This window comes from Flavobacterium fluvii, assembly GCF_900129545.1.
GTDB classification, from domain to species: Bacteria; Bacteroidota; Bacteroidia; order Flavobacteriales; family Flavobacteriaceae; genus Flavobacterium; species Flavobacterium fluvii.
Map to the genome: position 1 here is coordinate 1313054 of NZ_FQWB01000001.1, position 17098 is coordinate 1330151.

Annotated in this window: 12 protein-coding genes and 1 tRNA gene; 12 read left to right on the plus strand and 1 reads right to left on the minus strand. The window is 37.0% G+C overall.

The genetic code is table 11. The features are described from left to right. The 12 genes from mraY to BUC16_RS05445 all read left to right on the plus strand — a co-directional run bounded on the left by mraY (nt 1) and on the right by BUC16_RS05445 (nt 13002). Complete coding sequence (mraY, locus tag BUC16_RS05390) at nt 1-1230, plus strand: phospho-N-acetylmuramoyl-pentapeptide-transferase (protein WP_073368496.1); 1230 nt, start codon at nt 1-3, stop codon at nt 1228-1230. Then, nucleotides 1230-2567 carry a UDP-N-acetylmuramoyl-L-alanine--D-glutamate ligase gene (gene murD / locus BUC16_RS05395; protein ID WP_073368497.1) on the plus strand — a complete coding sequence of 446 codons (1338 nt, stop codon included), beginning with the start codon at nt 1230-1232 and terminating at the stop codon, nt 2565-2567. The genes mraY and murD overlap by 1 nt, the downstream gene beginning before the upstream one ends. Before the next feature lie 102 nt (nt 2568-2669). After that, on the plus strand, nt 2670-3965 hold the full coding sequence (locus BUC16_RS05400; protein ID WP_073368499.1) for an FtsW/RodA/SpoVE family cell cycle protein: 1296 nt from the start codon (nt 2670-2672) through the stop codon (nt 3963-3965). A gap of 11 nt (nt 3966-3976) precedes the next feature. Beyond that, nucleotides 3977-5065 (plus strand): undecaprenyldiphospho-muramoylpentapeptide beta-N-acetylglucosaminyltransferase, encoded by a 1089-nt coding sequence (gene murG / locus BUC16_RS05405; RefSeq protein ID WP_073368500.1) that lies wholly within the window; start codon nt 3977-3979, stop codon nt 5063-5065. Between the two features lie 103 nt (nt 5066-5168). Next, nucleotides 5169-6518 (plus strand): UDP-N-acetylmuramate--L-alanine ligase, encoded by a 1350-nt coding sequence (gene murC / locus BUC16_RS05410; protein WP_073368502.1) that lies wholly within the window; start codon nt 5169-5171, stop codon nt 6516-6518. Continuing rightward, entirely contained in the window at nt 6505-7227 is a 723-nt protein-coding gene (locus BUC16_RS05415) for a cell division protein FtsQ/DivIB (protein ID WP_073368503.1), read from the plus strand. The genes murC and BUC16_RS05415 overlap by 14 nt, the downstream gene beginning before the upstream one ends. Nucleotides 7228-7233: 6 nt before the next feature. Then, entirely contained in the window at nt 7234-8604 is a 1371-nt protein-coding gene (gene ftsA / locus BUC16_RS05420) for a cell division protein FtsA (RefSeq protein ID WP_073368505.1), read from the plus strand. A gap of 51 nt (nt 8605-8655) precedes the next feature. Beyond that, complete coding sequence (gene ftsZ, locus BUC16_RS05425) at nt 8656-10632, plus strand: cell division protein FtsZ (protein WP_073368506.1); 1977 nt, start codon at nt 8656-8658, stop codon at nt 10630-10632. Between the two features lie 256 nt (nt 10633-10888). Continuing rightward, nucleotides 10889-11338, plus strand: a complete 450-nt coding sequence (locus BUC16_RS05430) for a GatB/YqeY domain-containing protein (RefSeq protein ID WP_073368508.1) — start codon at nt 10889-10891, stop codon at nt 11336-11338. Nucleotides 11339-11403: 65 nt separating this feature from the next. Next, a tRNA-Arg gene (locus BUC16_RS05435) sits at nt 11404-11477 on the plus strand. 111 nt (nt 11478-11588) lie between these two features. After that, a complete protein-coding gene (locus BUC16_RS05440) occupies nt 11589-12401 on the plus strand; it encodes a zinc-dependent peptidase (RefSeq protein ID WP_073368763.1) in 813 nt (270 codons plus the stop codon). A 178-nt stretch (nt 12402-12579) separates the two neighbouring features. Further along, entirely contained in the window at nt 12580-13002 is a 423-nt protein-coding gene (locus BUC16_RS05445) for a CBS domain-containing protein (RefSeq protein ID WP_073368510.1), read from the plus strand. A gap of 42 nt (nt 13003-13044) precedes the next feature. Here the strand turns inward: BUC16_RS05445 and BUC16_RS05450 are convergent, their stop codons facing one another. Beyond that, nucleotides 13045-16914: an SdiA-regulated domain-containing protein gene (locus tag BUC16_RS05450; protein ID WP_073368511.1), complete on the minus strand. Its 3870-nt coding sequence runs from the start codon at nt 16912-16914 to the stop codon at nt 13045-13047. Nucleotides 16915-17098 lie beyond the last annotated feature (184 nt).

Here is a 17098-nt window from a genome sequence, read left to right on the forward strand (position 1 = left end):
ATGCTATACTACTTATTTGAATATTTAGACAAAACATTGAATGTTTCTGGAGCAGGAGTGTTTCAATACATTACATTCAGATCGGCATTGGCATTTATGCTTTCCTTGCTGTTGTCCACTATTTATGGAAAAAGAATTGTCACTTTTTTGCGCAAGCAACAAATAGGGGAAACCGTTCGTGAACTTGGATTGGCAGGTCAAAACGAAAAAGCGGGAACGCCTACTATGGGAGGGTTGATCATCATATTTGCGACCTTGATTCCAGTTCTTTTGTTTGCCAAATTGCATAATGTTTACATTGTTTTGTTGATTGTGACGACTTTGTGGATGGGAACTATTGGTTTCATTGACGATTACATCAAAATTTTCAAGAAAGACAAGGAGGGGTTGAAAGGAATTTTCAAAGTTTTTGGACAAGTGGGTTTGGGTCTAATTGTGGGAACGGTTTTGTATTTTAGTCCAAGTGTCACGGTTAGGACTGATACCGGTAAAACGGATATTTTTAGAACAACTACCGAGGATGTGATTACTCCAGCTCCGGTTTACGAAAAATCTACTGCAACCACAATTCCTTTTTTCAAAAATAACGAATTCGATTATGCCGAATTATTGGCTTGGACAGGCGAAGGATATGAAAAATGGGCTTGGTTGATTTTTATTCCAATGGTTATTTTTATCATTACGGCGGTTTCAAACGGAGCCAACCTGACCGATGGAATCGATGGATTGGCGGCAGGAACTTCGGCGGTCTCCGTCTTGGCATTGGGGATTTTTACGTTCGTTTCGGGAAACATCATTTTTTCCAATTATTTGAACATTATGTATATCCCATATTCGGGAGAAATGACTGTTTTTATATCTGCATTTGTTGGGGCATTAATCGGATTTCTTTGGTATAATTCGTATCCGGCATCTGTTTTTATGGGTGATACGGGAAGTTTAACCATTGGAGGTGTTATTGCCGTTCTAGCCATCGCCGTTCGAAAAGAGTTGTTGATTCCTTTATTGTGCGGGATATTCTTGGCCGAAAATTTCTCGGTGGTTTTGCAAGTGTTTTATTTTAAATACACCAAAAAACGTTTTGGAGAAGGAAAAAGAATATTTCTAATGGCGCCATTGCATCATCATTATCAGAAGAAAGGCTATCATGAAAGTAAAATTGTAACCCGATTTTGGATTGTTGCCATAATGCTGGCCATTTTGTCAATCGTAACTCTAAAATTAAGATAATGCGGTTGGTGGTTTTAGGAGGAGGAGAAAGTGGTGTAGGCACTGCTATTCTTGGCAAGAAAAAAGGATATGATGTTTTTGTGTCCGATTTTGGAAAAATAAAAGCAAATTATAAAGAAGTTCTTATAATCAATGGTATTGCTTGGGAAGAAGGAACTCATACCGAAGACCTGATTTTGAATGCGGACGTGGTGATGAAAAGCCCTGGAATTCCCGAAAAAAAATCACCAATTGTAAAAAAATTGTTAAAAAAAGGAATCCCGGTAATTTCGGAAATTGAGTTTGCAATTCCATTTACAAAAGCAATCACGATTGCAATCACGGGAAGCAATGGGAAAACTACAACAACAATGTTGACCTATCATTTGCTGAAATCGGCGGGATTGAATGTCGGTTTGGGAGGCAACATCGGAAAGAGTTTTGCCTGGCAAGTTGCCGATGACAAGTTTGATAGTTATGTGTTGGAGTTGAGCAGTTTTCAACTGGACGGGATCAAGCATTACAAACCGCATATTGCCATAATTACGAATATAAGTCCCGATCATTTGGATAGATACGATTACAAATACGAGAAGTACATCGATTCTAAATTTAGAATCACAATGAATCAAACCGAGGAAGATTTCCTCATCTACGATGCCGATGACGAAGCAATCGCAGAATGGTTAAAAAACAATAAAACAAAAGCCCAATTAATTCCTTTTTCGCTAACAAAAACATTCGAAATGGGAGCATTTATAAAAAACAAATCTATGGAAGTTAACATCATCAACGAGGAAGAATTCACAATGGAGACCGAAACTATGGCTCTTGAAGGCAAGCACAACATGAAAAATGCGATGGCGGCAACCTCTGTGGCAAAATTGATGAAAATTCGAAACACGACCATTAGAGAAAGTTTGTCCAATTTTCAAGGAGTGGAACACCGTTTGGAAAAAGTCTTGAAAATTCAAAATGTTCAATACATCAATGATTCAAAAGCGACTAATGTGAATGCCACATTCTTTGCCTTGGACAGCATGAATACACCAACAGTTTGGATTGTGGGTGGTGTTGATAAAGGAAATGATTACAATGAATTGATGTCTTTGGTTCGTGAAAAAGTAAAAGCCATCATTTGTCTGGGTGTTGACAACAGAAAAATTATTGATGTTTTTGGAAATGTTGTCGATATGATGGTCGAAGTGAATTCTATGGAAGACGCCGTGAAAATGGCACAAAGATTAGCAGAAAAAGGAGATACAGTGTTGTTGTCACCAGCTTGCGCGAGTTTCGATTTATTCGAAAACTACGAAGACAGGGGGAACCAGTTTAAAAAAGCGGTGAAGCATCTATAAAATATACAATATCAGATATACGATTTTCGATTTGTGTTGGAGAAGTAAATCTTAAATCAGTGTCAAATACCGTATTTCAAATATCGTAAATCGTACATTAAAATGAAAGAACTAGTAAACAATCTAAAAGGGGACAGGGTAATATGGTCATTCGTGGCTTTATTAGCCTTGTTTTCGTTTATGCCTGTTTTTAGTGCGAGTAGTAATTTAGCTTATTTAGGACACGGAACAGGAAATACGATTAGCTATTTGTTGAAACATTTGGCTCATATTATTATCGGTTTCTTTATTATTTATGGTGTTCATAAAGTACCCTATCATTATTATAGAGGGATTTCCAAAATTGCATTGCCAATAGTATGGTTATTGTTGCTTTATACTTTAGTAAAAGGAACAGTTATCGCTGGAGCCAATGCCAGTCGTTGGATTCAAGTGCCGTTTATTGGAATAACATTTCAAACATCCACATTGGCATTTATCGTTTTGATGATGTATGTGGCCAGATATTTATCCAAGAAAAGGGAAGAGGAAGATACTTTTAAAGCCTCTTTGATTGAACTTTGGATACCTGTTTTTATAACATTGGGAATGATTTTGCCAGCCAATTTTTCCACTGCGGCATTGATGTTTTCGATGGTTTTAATGTTGACTTTCGTGGGTAAATATTCCTTAAAATATATAGGGTTTATTCTTGGGGCCGGAATTGCGGCTTTGGCTTTATTTGTTTTGTTGTCGAAGGCATTTCCAGATTCTCGTTTTTTTAGCAGGGTTGATACTTGGTCCAGCCGATTGGAAAATTTTACGACAAACAAACCTGGTGAAGATGATTATCAAATCGAAAAAGCAAAAATTGCCATTGCTTCTGGAGGAATTTATGGACTTGGTCCAGGGAAAAGTGTGCAAAAACATTTCTTGCCACAATCGTCTTCCGATTTTATTTACGCCATTATTGTCGAGGAATGGGGATTGATAGGAGGTTTGGGTGTTTTGACCATGTATTTGTTATTGTTTTTTAGATTTATTGTAGCAGCCCATAAAACCAATTCCTTGTTCGGAAAATTATTGGTAGTTGGATTGGGTTTTCCCATCATTTTTCAGGCGATGATCAATATGGCCGTTGCGGTCGAATTATTGCCGGTAACAGGTCAAACATTGCCACTTATCAGTAGTGGAGGAAGTTCTATATGGATGGTATGCATCGCTTTGGGAATCATCATTAACGTGACCAAAAAAGAAGAAGAAATAGCACAAGAACTGTCGGATAAAGCAAGAAGGGAAGCGGCCTTGCAAAAACTAATTGACAAAGAGTTGGAAGAGGAAGATGAGGATTTTTTAGAAGGGAACTATTCTATCGAAGACAATACTACTAATCCAATGAATGCAGTTTTGAATAAATAAGTCATAGGAAAATGAAAAAATTAAAATTCATATTAAGTGGAGGCGGAACTGGAGGACATATTTATCCTGCGGTTGCAATTGCAAACGAATTAAAATCTCGTTTTCCTGAAGCTGAATTTCTATTTGTAGGTGCTGAAGATAAAATGGAAATGCAAAAAGTGCCCCAAGCAGGTTACAAAATAGAAGGACTTTGGATTGCCGGGTTACAACGAAAATTGACTTTGCAAAATGCCATGTTCCCATTTAAATTGGTTAGTAGTTTATTGAAATCAAGAAGTATAATTAAGGAATTCAAACCAGATGTGGTTATTGGAACAGGAGGTTTTGCATCGGGACCGTTGTTGCAAATGGCAAATATGTTGAATATTCCAACGGTGATTCAGGAACAAAATTCTTACCCTGGAATTACCAATAAATTATTAAGCAAAAAGGCCAATAAAATTTGTGTGGCGTATGAAAACCTGGATCGCTTCTTTCCAAAAGATAAAATGATTTTGACTGGAAATCCAGTGCGTCAAGATTTGATTGACATTGAAAGCAAAAGAGAAGAAGCAAAACAATATTTCAAGTTGGATTCCAACAAAAAAACATTGTTGGTTCTTGGTGGAAGTCTTGGAGCCAGAAGAGTGAATCAATTAATTGAAAAAGAGTTAGATAAATTTAAATCCGAAGACGTACAAGTAATTTGGCAATGCGGAAAATTATATTTCGAAGATTACAAGAAATACAATTCGAATACGGTTCAGGTTTTGGCATTTATTGACAGAATGGATTTGGTTTATGCCGCTGCAGATATCGTGATTTCAAGAGCTGGCGCTTCATCTGTTTCAGAATTGTGCATTGTGGGGAAACCCGTGATTTTTATTCCTTCGCCAAACGTGGCAGAAGATCATCAAACCAAAAATGCGCAAGCCATTGTAGATAAAATTGGTGCTATAATGCTTAAAGAATCTGAATTGGATTCGCAATTTAGTCTTGTTTTTGAAGCCTTGTTGAGAGATCAAGGAAAACAAGCTTACTTGAGTGAAAATATAAAAGCTTTGGCTTTGCCTAACGCAACAAAACAGATTGTTGACGAAATAGTTAAGTTGATAAAATAACAATGTCAATCGCAATGACAATGTGAGCAATTAAAAAATAATTAATCCAATAGTAATGTCAATTTTTGAATATTGAAATTGTTATTGAAATTGAAGTTAAAAGATGAATCTAAATCAAATACACAACGTTTATTTTATAGGAATCGGGGGAATTGGAATGAGTTCTTTGGCTCGCTATTTCAAGTCTATAGGCAAGAATGTGTCTGGTTATGATAAAACGGAAACCGAACTTACAAAAGAGTTGGTGGAGCTTGGAATCGACATTCATTTCGAAGATGACATTGATTTAATTCCAGTTGAATATTATGTAGAAAATACTTTGGTCATTATAACTCCGGCAGTTCCAAAACACCATTCCCAATGGAATTATTTCCTGGAACGCGATTATGAAGTAAAGAAAAGAGCTGAAGTTCTGGGAATTATCACCAAAGATACTTTTTGTTTCGCGGTAGCCGGAACACACGGAAAGACTACGACTTCGAGTATTTTAGGTCATATTTTATTCGAAAGCGGTGTCGATGTAACCGCTTTTGTGGGCGGAATTGTAGAAAATTATAATTCGAACTTAATTGGTAGCGGAAAAACGGTTACTGTTGTCGAAGCCGATGAATTTGACCGTTCGTTCCTGCATTTGCATCCAAATATTGCTTGCGTGACCTCGATGGATGCCGATCATTTGGATATTTATGGAGACAGCGCCTCAATCGAAGCTTCGTTTGTTGAATTTGCAGATAAAGTGGAAGATAAAAGCAAATTGTTTATAACGAAAGAGTTGCCGATTCCTGGAGTTACTTGTGCGGTAAATGAAGAGGCTGATTTCTCGGCTTTCAATGTCAGGATAGTCAACAGTCAATATGTTTTTGACGTGAAAACACCGTCGGAAACTATCGAAAACATACAATTCGGTTTACCAGGAAAACACAATTTAATGAATGCACTCATGGCATTGGCGATGGCAAAAACTTTCGGCCTCCCAAACGAAGACATTGCTAATGCCTTGCTTTCATTTAAAGGAATAAGAAGACGGTTTTCATACCAAATCAAAACGGATAATTTGGTTTATATCGATGATTATGCACATCATCCAACCGAAATAAATGCCGTGCATCAGGCGGTTCGAGAATTATATCCAGATCAAAAAGTGTTGGCGATTTTTCAACCACATTTGTTTAGCAGAACCAAAGATTTTGCCGATGATTTTGCGAAAAGTCTTTCCGCTTTTGACGAAGTGGTTTTGTTGGATATCTATCCAGCTCGCGAATTGCCAATAGAAGGAATTACCTCACAATGGCTGATGGATAAAATGGATAATTCAAATAAAAAATTAGTTCAAAAACAGGAATTAATTCCCACAATTTTAAAAAGTGACGCAACCGTTATCGTGACAATCGGTGCTGGGGATATTGGAGAAATGGTTCAATCCATAAAAAAAGCGATAAATGAAACTATTTAAATGGACAAATGTTCGATTAATACTAATGTTTTCATTGGTAATTTTCTTGTTTTCGTTTACGTCAAAACGAAATAACGACAGGAAACTTACGAAATCGATCGTTGTTTTTGTAGGAGATAACGCTCCATTTGTCACTCAAGAAACGGTTAATAAATTGTTAATAGAAAATAAAAAAGACGCGCAAAGTATCGGTAAAGATAAATTAGATTTGAATAAATTAGAAAAAGCTTTGAACGCTCATAAAATGATTGAGAAGTCGGACGTGTTCGTGAGCATTGATGGGGTATTAAAAGCAGTGGTGAAACAAAAAACTCCCATAGCTAGGGTTTTTGACGGAGATGATTCTTTCTATATTGATTACAAAGGAGATAGGATGCCGTTGTCAACTAATTTTACAGCTAGAGTTCCGCTTGTTTCAGGGGAAATAAATAAAAAAAATAGCGAAGATTTAGCCGAATTATTTCGGATAATTTATGACGATGCGTTTTTGAAAAAAAACATCATTGGTGTGCAAATTATGCCGAACGGGAGCTTAAAAATGCTCAACAGGAACTTTAGTTACCAAATAGATTTTGGTGGAACCAAGAGAATGGAAGCCAAATTCAACAATTACAAGGCTTTTTTTCAGAAGGCGGTTTTAGATAGTTCGCTATATAAATACAAAACAATTGATCTTCGGTTTGCTCAGCAAGTAGTGTGTACTAAATAATAGATAATGGAAAAAGAGAATATTGCAGTAGGTCTAGATATTGGGACAACCAAAATTGTTGCCATGATAGGCAAGAAAAATGAATATGGAAAACTAGAAATTTTGGGTGTTGGAAAATCCAAAAGTCTGGGTGTGGCAAGAGGAGTGGTGAACAACATCACCCAAACCATACAATCCATTCAACAAGCCGTCTTGGAAGCCGAAAACAAATCGGGTTACAAAATTAAAGATGTCGTGGTGGGGATTGCCGGACAGCACATTCGAAGTATTCAACACAGCGATTATATTATCAGAAGCAGCGCAGAAGAAGTGATTGGTGGGAATGACATCCAGCTTTTGATTGATCAAGTAAATAAATTGGCAATGTTGCCTGGAGAAGAAATTATCCATGTTTTGCCGCAAGAATTCAAAATCGATGGACAATCCGAAATCAAGGAGCCTATCGGAATGTACGGAGGGAGATTGGAATCTAGTTTTCATGTCGTGGTTGGGCAAGCTTCATCCATTCGAAATGTAGGCAGATGTATTCAAAGTTCAGGAATTGAATTGTCGGGATTGACATTGGAACCATTGGCTTCAGCTGATGCGGTTTTAAGCCAGGATGAAAAAGATGCAGGAGTTGCTTTGATAGACATTGGTGGAGGAACAACAGATTTGGCTATTTTCAAGGATGGAATTATTCGTCACACCGCCGTTATTCCTTTTGGAGGAAACGTGATTACCGAAGATATCAAAGAAGGCTGTTCCATTATCGAGAAACAAGCCGAATTGTTGAAAGTAAAATTCGGATCGGCTTGGCCAGGAGAAAATAAAGACAACGAAATCGTTTCGATACCGGGTCTTAGAGGAAGGGAACCAAAAGAAATTTCATTAAAGAATTTGTCAAAAGTAATTCACGCTCGAGTGGTTGAAATTATCGAGCAGGTTTTTACTGAAATTAAAGATTACGGTCACGAAGATCCACGTAAAAAATTAATAGCAGGAATTGTTCTTACTGGAGGTGGCGCACAATTGAAGCACATCAAACAATTAGTGGAATACATTACCGGGATGGACACCAGGATAGGTTATCCAAACGAGCATTTGGCTGGAAATTCAGATGAAGAAATATCAAGTCCCTTGTATGCCACAGCTGTTGGGTTGGTGATGAACAGCATCGAAAACAACACGCAAAGTGCCGTAAGAATGGATGTTGTAGAGGCGCCAAGGCAAGCGCCAAGACCGCCAGTTTTTCAAGCTCCAGAAATTGAGGAAGAGGTCGAAACTGAAGTCGTGGTCAACAGGAAGAAAGTAGTTTCCACGGGAGAAAAAATATCAAGATCTTTCTTTGACAGATATGTGGACAAGATTAAAGATTTCTTGGACAACGCGGAATAGGAAGTATAAAAAATAGAGAATTAAAAAGTAATAATATTAAAACCCAATAAGATGATGAGCAACTCAGAATTTGGAAGCATTTCATTTGATTTACCGAAAAACCAATCAAATGTAATTAAAGTTATTGGAGTAGGTGGAGGCGGAAGTAACGCCATCAACCACATGTTTAAACAAGGTATCAAAGGCGTTGATTTCATCGTTTGTAATACCGATTCTCAAGCCTTGGACAACAGTTCAGTACCCAACAAAATTCAGTTAGGAGTGAACTTGACCGAAGGACTAGGAGCAGGAGCAAATCCAGATGTGGGTCAGCAATCTGCCATCGAAAGTATTGCCGATATCGAAAAAATGCTCGACAGCAATACCAAAATGGTTTTCATCACAGCCGGTATGGGTGGTGGAACTGGGACTGGTGCCGCACCTGTAATTGCACAATTGGCCAAAGAAAGAGATATTCTGACTGTGGGTATCGTGACTTTGCCTTTTACGTTTGAAGGGAAAGTGCGTCAAGAACAAGCGCAGATAGGTATCAATAAATTGCGTAAACAAGTTGATTCATTAATTGTAATCAACAACAATAAATTAAGAGAAGTATATGGTAATTTGGGTTTCAAAGCCGGGTTTTCAAAAGCGGACGAAGTTTTGGCCACAGCCTCAAGAGGTATTGCCGAAGTAATCACGCACCACTATACTCAAAATATCGATTTGAAAGATGCCAAAACTGTTTTGGCCAATAGTGGAACGGCTATCATGGGATCGGCTGTTGCATCTGGCGAAAACAGGGCCAAAGAAGGTATTATGTCCGCATTGGACTCTCCATTATTAAATGACAATAAAATCACTGGTGCCAAAAACGTATTGTTGCTCATCGTTTCTGGCTCTGAAGAAATCACGATTGATGAAATTGGTGAAATCAACGATTTTATTCAAATGGAAGCCGGGCATAATGCCAATATTATTATGGGGGTTGGTGAAGACGAATCTCTTGGAGGCTCTATTTCTGTTACTATAATTGCAACAGGATTTGATATCGAACAACAACACGAAATCGTAAATACGGAGCCAAAAAAGATCATCCACGCTTTGGAAGACGAACAAAAAATTGTTCACGATTTGACTCAAAAAACGATTCCAGCATTCAATTATAACAGCGAAACTCCAGTGGCTAAAACAGAAGACAGGGTTGTTTTTGAATTAGTGGAAGAAGAAGTTGTAGAACCAGTTGCAGTTGCACCAGAAGTTGTTTCCATAAACAAGGAAGAACTTGTGGTAATGACTGAATTTATTAAAAATTTAGACGTTACTTTCGAAATTGTTTCTCCAATAAGCAATATGGATTTTATGGTTTCTGAACCGAAAGTTGCGGATGTTAAAGACATATTTGTGGTTGAACCGAAAGTTGTAGAAAGAAGCGAACAAGCGACTTTTTCTTTTGATTTGCCGCTTTTTAATACACCGACTACTCCAGCAGAGCCGGAACCAGTTCCAGTTGCCAAAGTGGAGGAAAAAGTTTTGTTTGAATTGACGGATGAAACTCGCGATATCAAGGTAAATGAGCCAGTTCAATTTGTTCCCGTGACTGAATTGACGGACAGAGGAGTCATCAGGTATTCTCTTGAGGAATATATGGAAGTAGAAAATGCTTTATTGGATTCAAAACCAGCAGCAGCTCCTGTTGCAGAAGTGATTCCAGAAGAATTGAATATCACGATGAAGCAAGTTAATCCTGTTTCCAATACTACTTCTGCCTTCGAAAATATTTCTCCAATGGAAATGACGATTGAAGAAACTTTGAAATTGAGAGCAGACGAAAGAAGAAAAAAAATGAAGGAATTCAATTATAAGTTTCACAATAATGTTTCCAGAATTGATGAAATGGAAAAAGAACCTGCCTATAAAAGATTAGGAATTGATCTTAGCAGTTCTCAAAATAATCATGTCAATTCAAGAATTTCAGTAGGGACAGACAGTAATGACGACCTACAGTTACGTTCGAATAATTCGTTCTTGCACGATAATGTGGACTAACAAAATCGACTCAAATAAACTAACCCGAAAATTGAATTCAATTTTCGGGTTTTTTTGTCTTTGCAAGAAGTATGGGCAAAGTAATATATTGTAAATGCCATTAAAATTCTCTAAATTTGTCGAGCCTTAATCGAGCTGTACATTTCAAGTTCCACAAAAAAAGAAGTGGAATCTTTTTAATTCCATTCGGTCCTATAAAAAGTGTCCAGTTTGCAGATAAAGGCAAATCTAAAATCTAAAAATCATAAAATACGATATGAGTTTATCAACCCAAATCATGGAGGAAATCAAAACCGCCATGAGAGCCAAAGATACTGTAGCATTGGAAGCCTTAAGGGCTATTAAATCTGAACTTCTTTTAGCCCAAACAGCAACAGGATCAAAAGAAGAAATTTCGGAAGCAGACGAGATTAAATTACTTCAAAAATTGGTAAAAACCCGTAAGGACAGCGCCAAAATTTTCACGGAACAAAACAGGTTGGATTTGGCCGAACCAGAATTGGCACAAATAGCCGTAATCGAAAAATTCTTGCCAGCGCAACTAAGCGAAGCCGATGTGGAAGCGGTAATTGCAAAAATCATTGCAGAAACCGGAGCGACAGGTATAGCCGCTATGGGAAAAGTAATGGGATTGGCCGCAGCACAATTAGGTGGAACTGCCGAAGGAAAAACCATTTCTACTATTGTTAAAAAACTATTGACATAGAAATACACGATTAGGATATTGGTTTTACAATCGTAAATCTAAAATCTGTAATCGTATATCAAATTGGCTGAGTAGTTCAACTGGATAGAATATCAGATTTCGACTCTGAGGGTTGCAGGTTCGAACCCTGTCTCGGTCACAAATAAATACAATGCTTCAAAAAAAAGTCAAGTTTACTTGGGCATTTTTGAAGCATTTTATTTTAAAAACATTATTTTTAAACCAAAAACTCAATCTAATAGGTTTAAATATGGTGTTTCAATTCTTTGTTTTATTGCTTTTTGGAGCACTGTTGCTTATTGTCATTGTTTTTAGAATTATTGAACCAGCTTATATGATGGTTTTTAATAAACCACTCTATTTGTATTTTTATCTGTTTCCCAAAAAGTTGACCATTAATCAAAAGCAAATTTTGGTCAATGAGTTTCCATTTTATCAACGGTTGTCGGAACGAAAAAAAATCTATTTTGAACATCGGGTAAAAGAATTCATCAATCATTATCAATTTATAGGCAAGGAAGGATTGTTGGTAACAGACGAAATGAAAGTCATCATTGCTGGAACTTATACATTGCTTACGTTCGGTATGAGAGATTATCTCATAGACTTGTTTAAAACAATAATAATTTATCCGTCGGTGTATTTTTCTAATGCAAGCCAGCAATATCACAAAGGCGAATTTAATCCCATAATGAAAGTGGTCGCTTTTTCTTGGGAAGATTTTGTTCTGGGACATAAAATAACAAACGACAACCTGAACCTTGGCCTTCATGAATTTTCGCATGTATTGCATTTTCATTGTTTGAAAAGCAATAATCCAAGTGCCATTATTTTTTTCGATGAATTCAATAAAGTTGTCAAGTATTACAATGATGAAAATCTCAATAAAAAATTATCCGAAAACGGATACTTTAGAGAATATGCTTATGAAAACCAATTTGAATTTATATCGGTAGTTTTAGAACATTTTTTTGAAACGCCACAAGTTTTTAAGGAAAGATATCCTGAGTTGTATCAAAACGTGTGTTCGATGATAAATTTTAAAGAAGATTATTTTAAATAAGATAATGGGATTACAAAAGACCGTTAATTCAAATTAAGCCTTTGTGATATATTGAATTATAAATCTATTGGGTTTTGTAAAAACAACAAAAAATTACAAAATAAATCAATGATTATCAGGTTGTTAAATCTTTTTATTGAATAACTTTGTGTTCAAATAGAATCTAAAGTTATAAGTGATGAAGAATAATGTGCCAGTATCAACCATAATGAGCAAGAATGTAATAAAATTACATCTCTCGGACGACTTGACAAAGGCTGAAAAATTGTTCAAGCAGAACAAAATCAGGCATATTCCAGTAGTGCATGGGAATAAAATAATTGGGATGTTGAGTTACACGGATTTGTTGAGAATCTCTTTTGTTGACGCAGTCAATGAAGATGATGATATTGTGGACACCACCGTTTATAATTTGTTTACGGTAGAGCAGGTGATGGCCAAAAAATTGGTTACTATTTCTCCCGATACGACGATAAGAGAAACGGCTGAAATCTTGTCTAAAAAAGAATTCCATGCCCTGCCGGTTTGTTTGGGGGAATTGTTGGTCGGAATCGTGACAACGACTGATTTGATAAAGTATTTAATAGACCAGTATAAATAGAAAAAGCCCCAATTTGGGGCTTTTTGGTTCTATTTGGTAAGTTTATTTCTTAATCAAACGAAGTATTTTGGTATTCTTTCCTTGTGTTATAACAATGTTGTAAATTCCAGGTGGATAATTGCTTCCTGTTTTTTGATTAGTTATTTCCGCTGCTTCAAACTTGCGAACTTCTACAAGCTTTCCAGTCATATCGTATACTTTCATTTCAATTTTATCAGGGCTAGTTGTTGTGGAATTTAATTGGAATGTTGAATCAAAAGGATTTGGAAAAGCAATTACATTAAAAGCAACTTCTTCTGAAAAAGTGTTTGTTGACAAAGAAGGGTTGGTTTTTAGCGTAATTGTACCTGGTGAGCCAATTTCGACAGAACTGTTGGTGGCAACAAAAGCACCGTTTACATCTGCAACGCTTAATTTTGTTTGTTGTGTTAAAATGGTTGTTATTCCTGCAGCATTATCAAAAGTTGTAAAAGTAACGCTTGGAGAAGCGCCAAACCATATTGAAGCTTGTGGTATATTGCTAGTTGCATTGTATAAATTTACTTGGTCTCCACCTGAACCCAAACCAATACCACTACCAGTATAGTTTCCAATTTTTAAAGTTGCTGGTGGAGTAGATCCAAACCAGTTACTTAAAAACAAAGCACTTTTAGTAGCCAGATCATTCGTCTCAATAAAGATTACAGATTCACCAGGATTGATGCTCGTAATTCCGTTTAAGGCCACGGCAGCGATAGGAGATTGTGAATCATCATCTACTTTCCAGCCCGTTATGTCAACGGCTACTGCTTTGGTATTGGTTACTTCAAACCAATCCGCTCCCACAGGGCTACTACCGCTAGACCAAGGTGCTACTTCGGAGATGAATAATTTTCCTACTGAACCTGGAGAGCCTATTTGATTAGCGTCTTTCGCAGCGGCAAAGGCGTCATTAACTCCAACTTGACTTAATGTTGCAATAGTAGTATTGCTCAAACCAACTGCATTATTAAAAGATAAATTTGTCGTAGATACTCCAAATACAACATTGGCCATTATATTTCCGCTTGCGTTAAATAAATTTAGTGCATCTCCACCAGTGCTTAAACCAATGCCACTACCGGTGTAAGTTCCTATTTGGAAACCAGCTGGAACATTAGTGTCAAACCAAGTCGATTTAAAATTGGCAGTAATAGTCGCAGCATCGGCAGTGGCTGCTTCTATAAAAATTGCCGATTCGCCTGGAGCAATACTAGTAATACCTGCTAAAGGTACTGCGGCTGTAAAAGTATTTGAATTATCATCCACTTTCCAACCCGTGATGTCAAGGGCAACAGTTCCATTATTCGTTACCTCAAACCAATCGGCACCCACTAGGCTGTTTCCACTAGACCAAGGTGCTACTTCTGAAATTGTTACAGTAGCTGTTGTAGTTGTTTCATTGGCAACATCAGTTACCGCTAAAACAAAGTTAACTGAAGCGTCAGGTGTAATCCCAACCGTAGTGTCATCTACATTGATGGTAACACTATAGCTGGTTTTAGTTTCGTAATCCAAAACCGTTCCTGCCTTGATATATAAACTAGAACCAATGATTTCAAAAAAGCTGGCATCTGCACCAGATAAAGTTAAGTTGTTCGTTCCTAATCCATCATCCGTTACAAGAATATCAGATACCTTAATGACTGATGAAGTGTTAGAATTTTCTAGAACAGTTGTCGTTGTATTGGCTAAAGCAATAGCTGTTGGTGCTAAATTTTGTAGGGAAGAAGGTGCATAAACCCAAAGTTGTGGATGATCAATATCGCCACCACCATTTTCGTTCACGATATACAATATGCCATCACGATCCATTGTAAGACCTTCATGCTGTTGAGATGGGGCATCTAAAGGATTTCCTGGGTCTGATACGATAGTTAATGTGTTGGCAATTGTACCATTACGGTCTGTGTTTACTACTTTGGCATTTTCTTGACTCAATACCAATAAATTGTTGTAAAATGGTTTTCCGCTCAATGCAGGTATATTAGATAATGCAAAAACATCGGCTACATCCGAAACGCCCAACAAAGCTGGGTCAAAAATATTAGTCGAGTTATCCGTTGTTGCAGAACCATTTGTAGCGGTTCCAGCATTAAAGTCTATGCCAGTTTGGAAAATTCCGATAGGTGATATTTCTTTTAAAACGATATAACTATTGGTTAATGGATCATAAGTCAGTCCTTCTGTTCCTGTGTTGTTGACGAATGTTCCTAATTTTACCGTTTTAGTATTGGCTCTTGTAAGGGTAGTTCCTGCGGCATAAGTAAATAAAACTACTTGTCTGTCACGTTCTTCAGTCATTACAAATTGACCGTTGCCAATATAAGTAATTCCTTCAGAGTCATAGAATTCAGTTCCTTGTGGACTGCTTCCTTGAGCTAATGTCATGGTGTCAATAAGTTTTCCTGTGTTTGATACCTGAAGAACAGAAGTGGTTCCGTCTCCAACAATAAAAAAAGTGTCGGTATCCCAATTGTAAGTTATTCCAGAAGCTTCCTGGCCCAACAAATTGTTGGTTGGAGCAATGGTTCTTTTTGGTTCAGGTAAATCATAACGACCTACTCTAACGTAATTAGAAAGATTAATGTCTAAAGGAGTTTCATTGTCAATAATTGTTATCGGCTGTGAAATAGTACTTCCTAATGCAATTCCAGAAGATGGATTGCTTAAAGTTAAAACTGCAGATTCTGTATTCTCTACCAATGCATCATCAGTAACGGTTAAGCTTACACTGCCCGTTGTTTGTCCGTTCAAAATAGTGATTGCATTATTGCTTAAAGTATAATCACCAGCTGTAATGTTTGTTCCGGCAATGCCCAAAGCGATAGTTTGGTTGCCATTAACTGCAAAATTTGAGGTAGCAGTTACTGTAATCACGGTTGATCGAGCTTCTTTACCAATGCTGTTGTTTATAGAAAGATTGACAGTTGGAGTAGTTGTGGTAAAAGTGGCAGATTGCGTTGCAGTGATTGCATTATTGCTTGCGTCTTCAACAGTATTTGCTAGTAAACCAACATAATACAATTGATTATTTGCCAGAGATGTTGTTGGAATGAGGGTGATTTTATTTAACGCAAAAACTGCGTCAAAAGGCACTAAAGCTCCTGAAGAATTGTTCAATCTTAATTCAACGATGGCATCAACATTCGTATTCGTGATAGCATCGTTATTTACTAAACGAACATTTTCATTGAAAGCTATGGAAGGTTGTATCGTTGAAAAAATCCCGGTGCCTGAAGTTGCTGGCGAAAAACTAGCCGTTGGAATAGTTGTGTCTACACCATTAAAAATATTTCCTTCCACAGTGAAATTGTCAAATCTATTGTTTCCAACAGCACCACCTGGACTTAATTGGAATTCCACTTTTAATTTAAAGTTTGGATTGTTGTCCGCTGCACTTATGCTGGAGAAATCTAGAGTAGCGAATGCAGGATCACCATTGTTTGGAATAACGTTGGCAAAAAAAGTATAGTTTATTCCGTCTGTAGAGAAGGACCAAACTTGAGTGCCTGCTCCAGAACCCGAACGACGCGTGGCAAATTTCACAATTACATCTTCATAACCCGATGTAGGAAGCGAAAAAACCAATGCACTCCCGATAGGATCATTGAATCGCAAGTGTGTTCCAGCTACATCTGAATTGCGAGCATTCAAATTTAATACGTCGAAATTTTGTCCAGTTCCACCAGCAAAGTCAATTGCGCTAATTCCAGAAATATTTGCCGCTAAAGAGGCTACTCCAGAAATATTGGTTATTGTTGGAGTTGTTATTGTAGCAACAGAAGCATTGTTGTTGAAATTCCAATAGTGCAACAAGGTCTGTGCATTCGAATGAGAATTAAAGAACAATAGCGCGGCTACCATCGTTTGTTTAAAGTAGAGTTTTTTCATTTGTCGTTTTTTTTGTGACTACAAATGTAAAATCGCAGTCAGAAATTAACTGCGGTTTAATAATATCAAAAGGTTAAAGATATTTGGAGGAAATCCTGTTTTTGATAACCTAAATAACATTAAATACACTTTAATTTTATTTTAAAACACGTTTTCCTAACATGGATGACGTCGTAAATAGTGT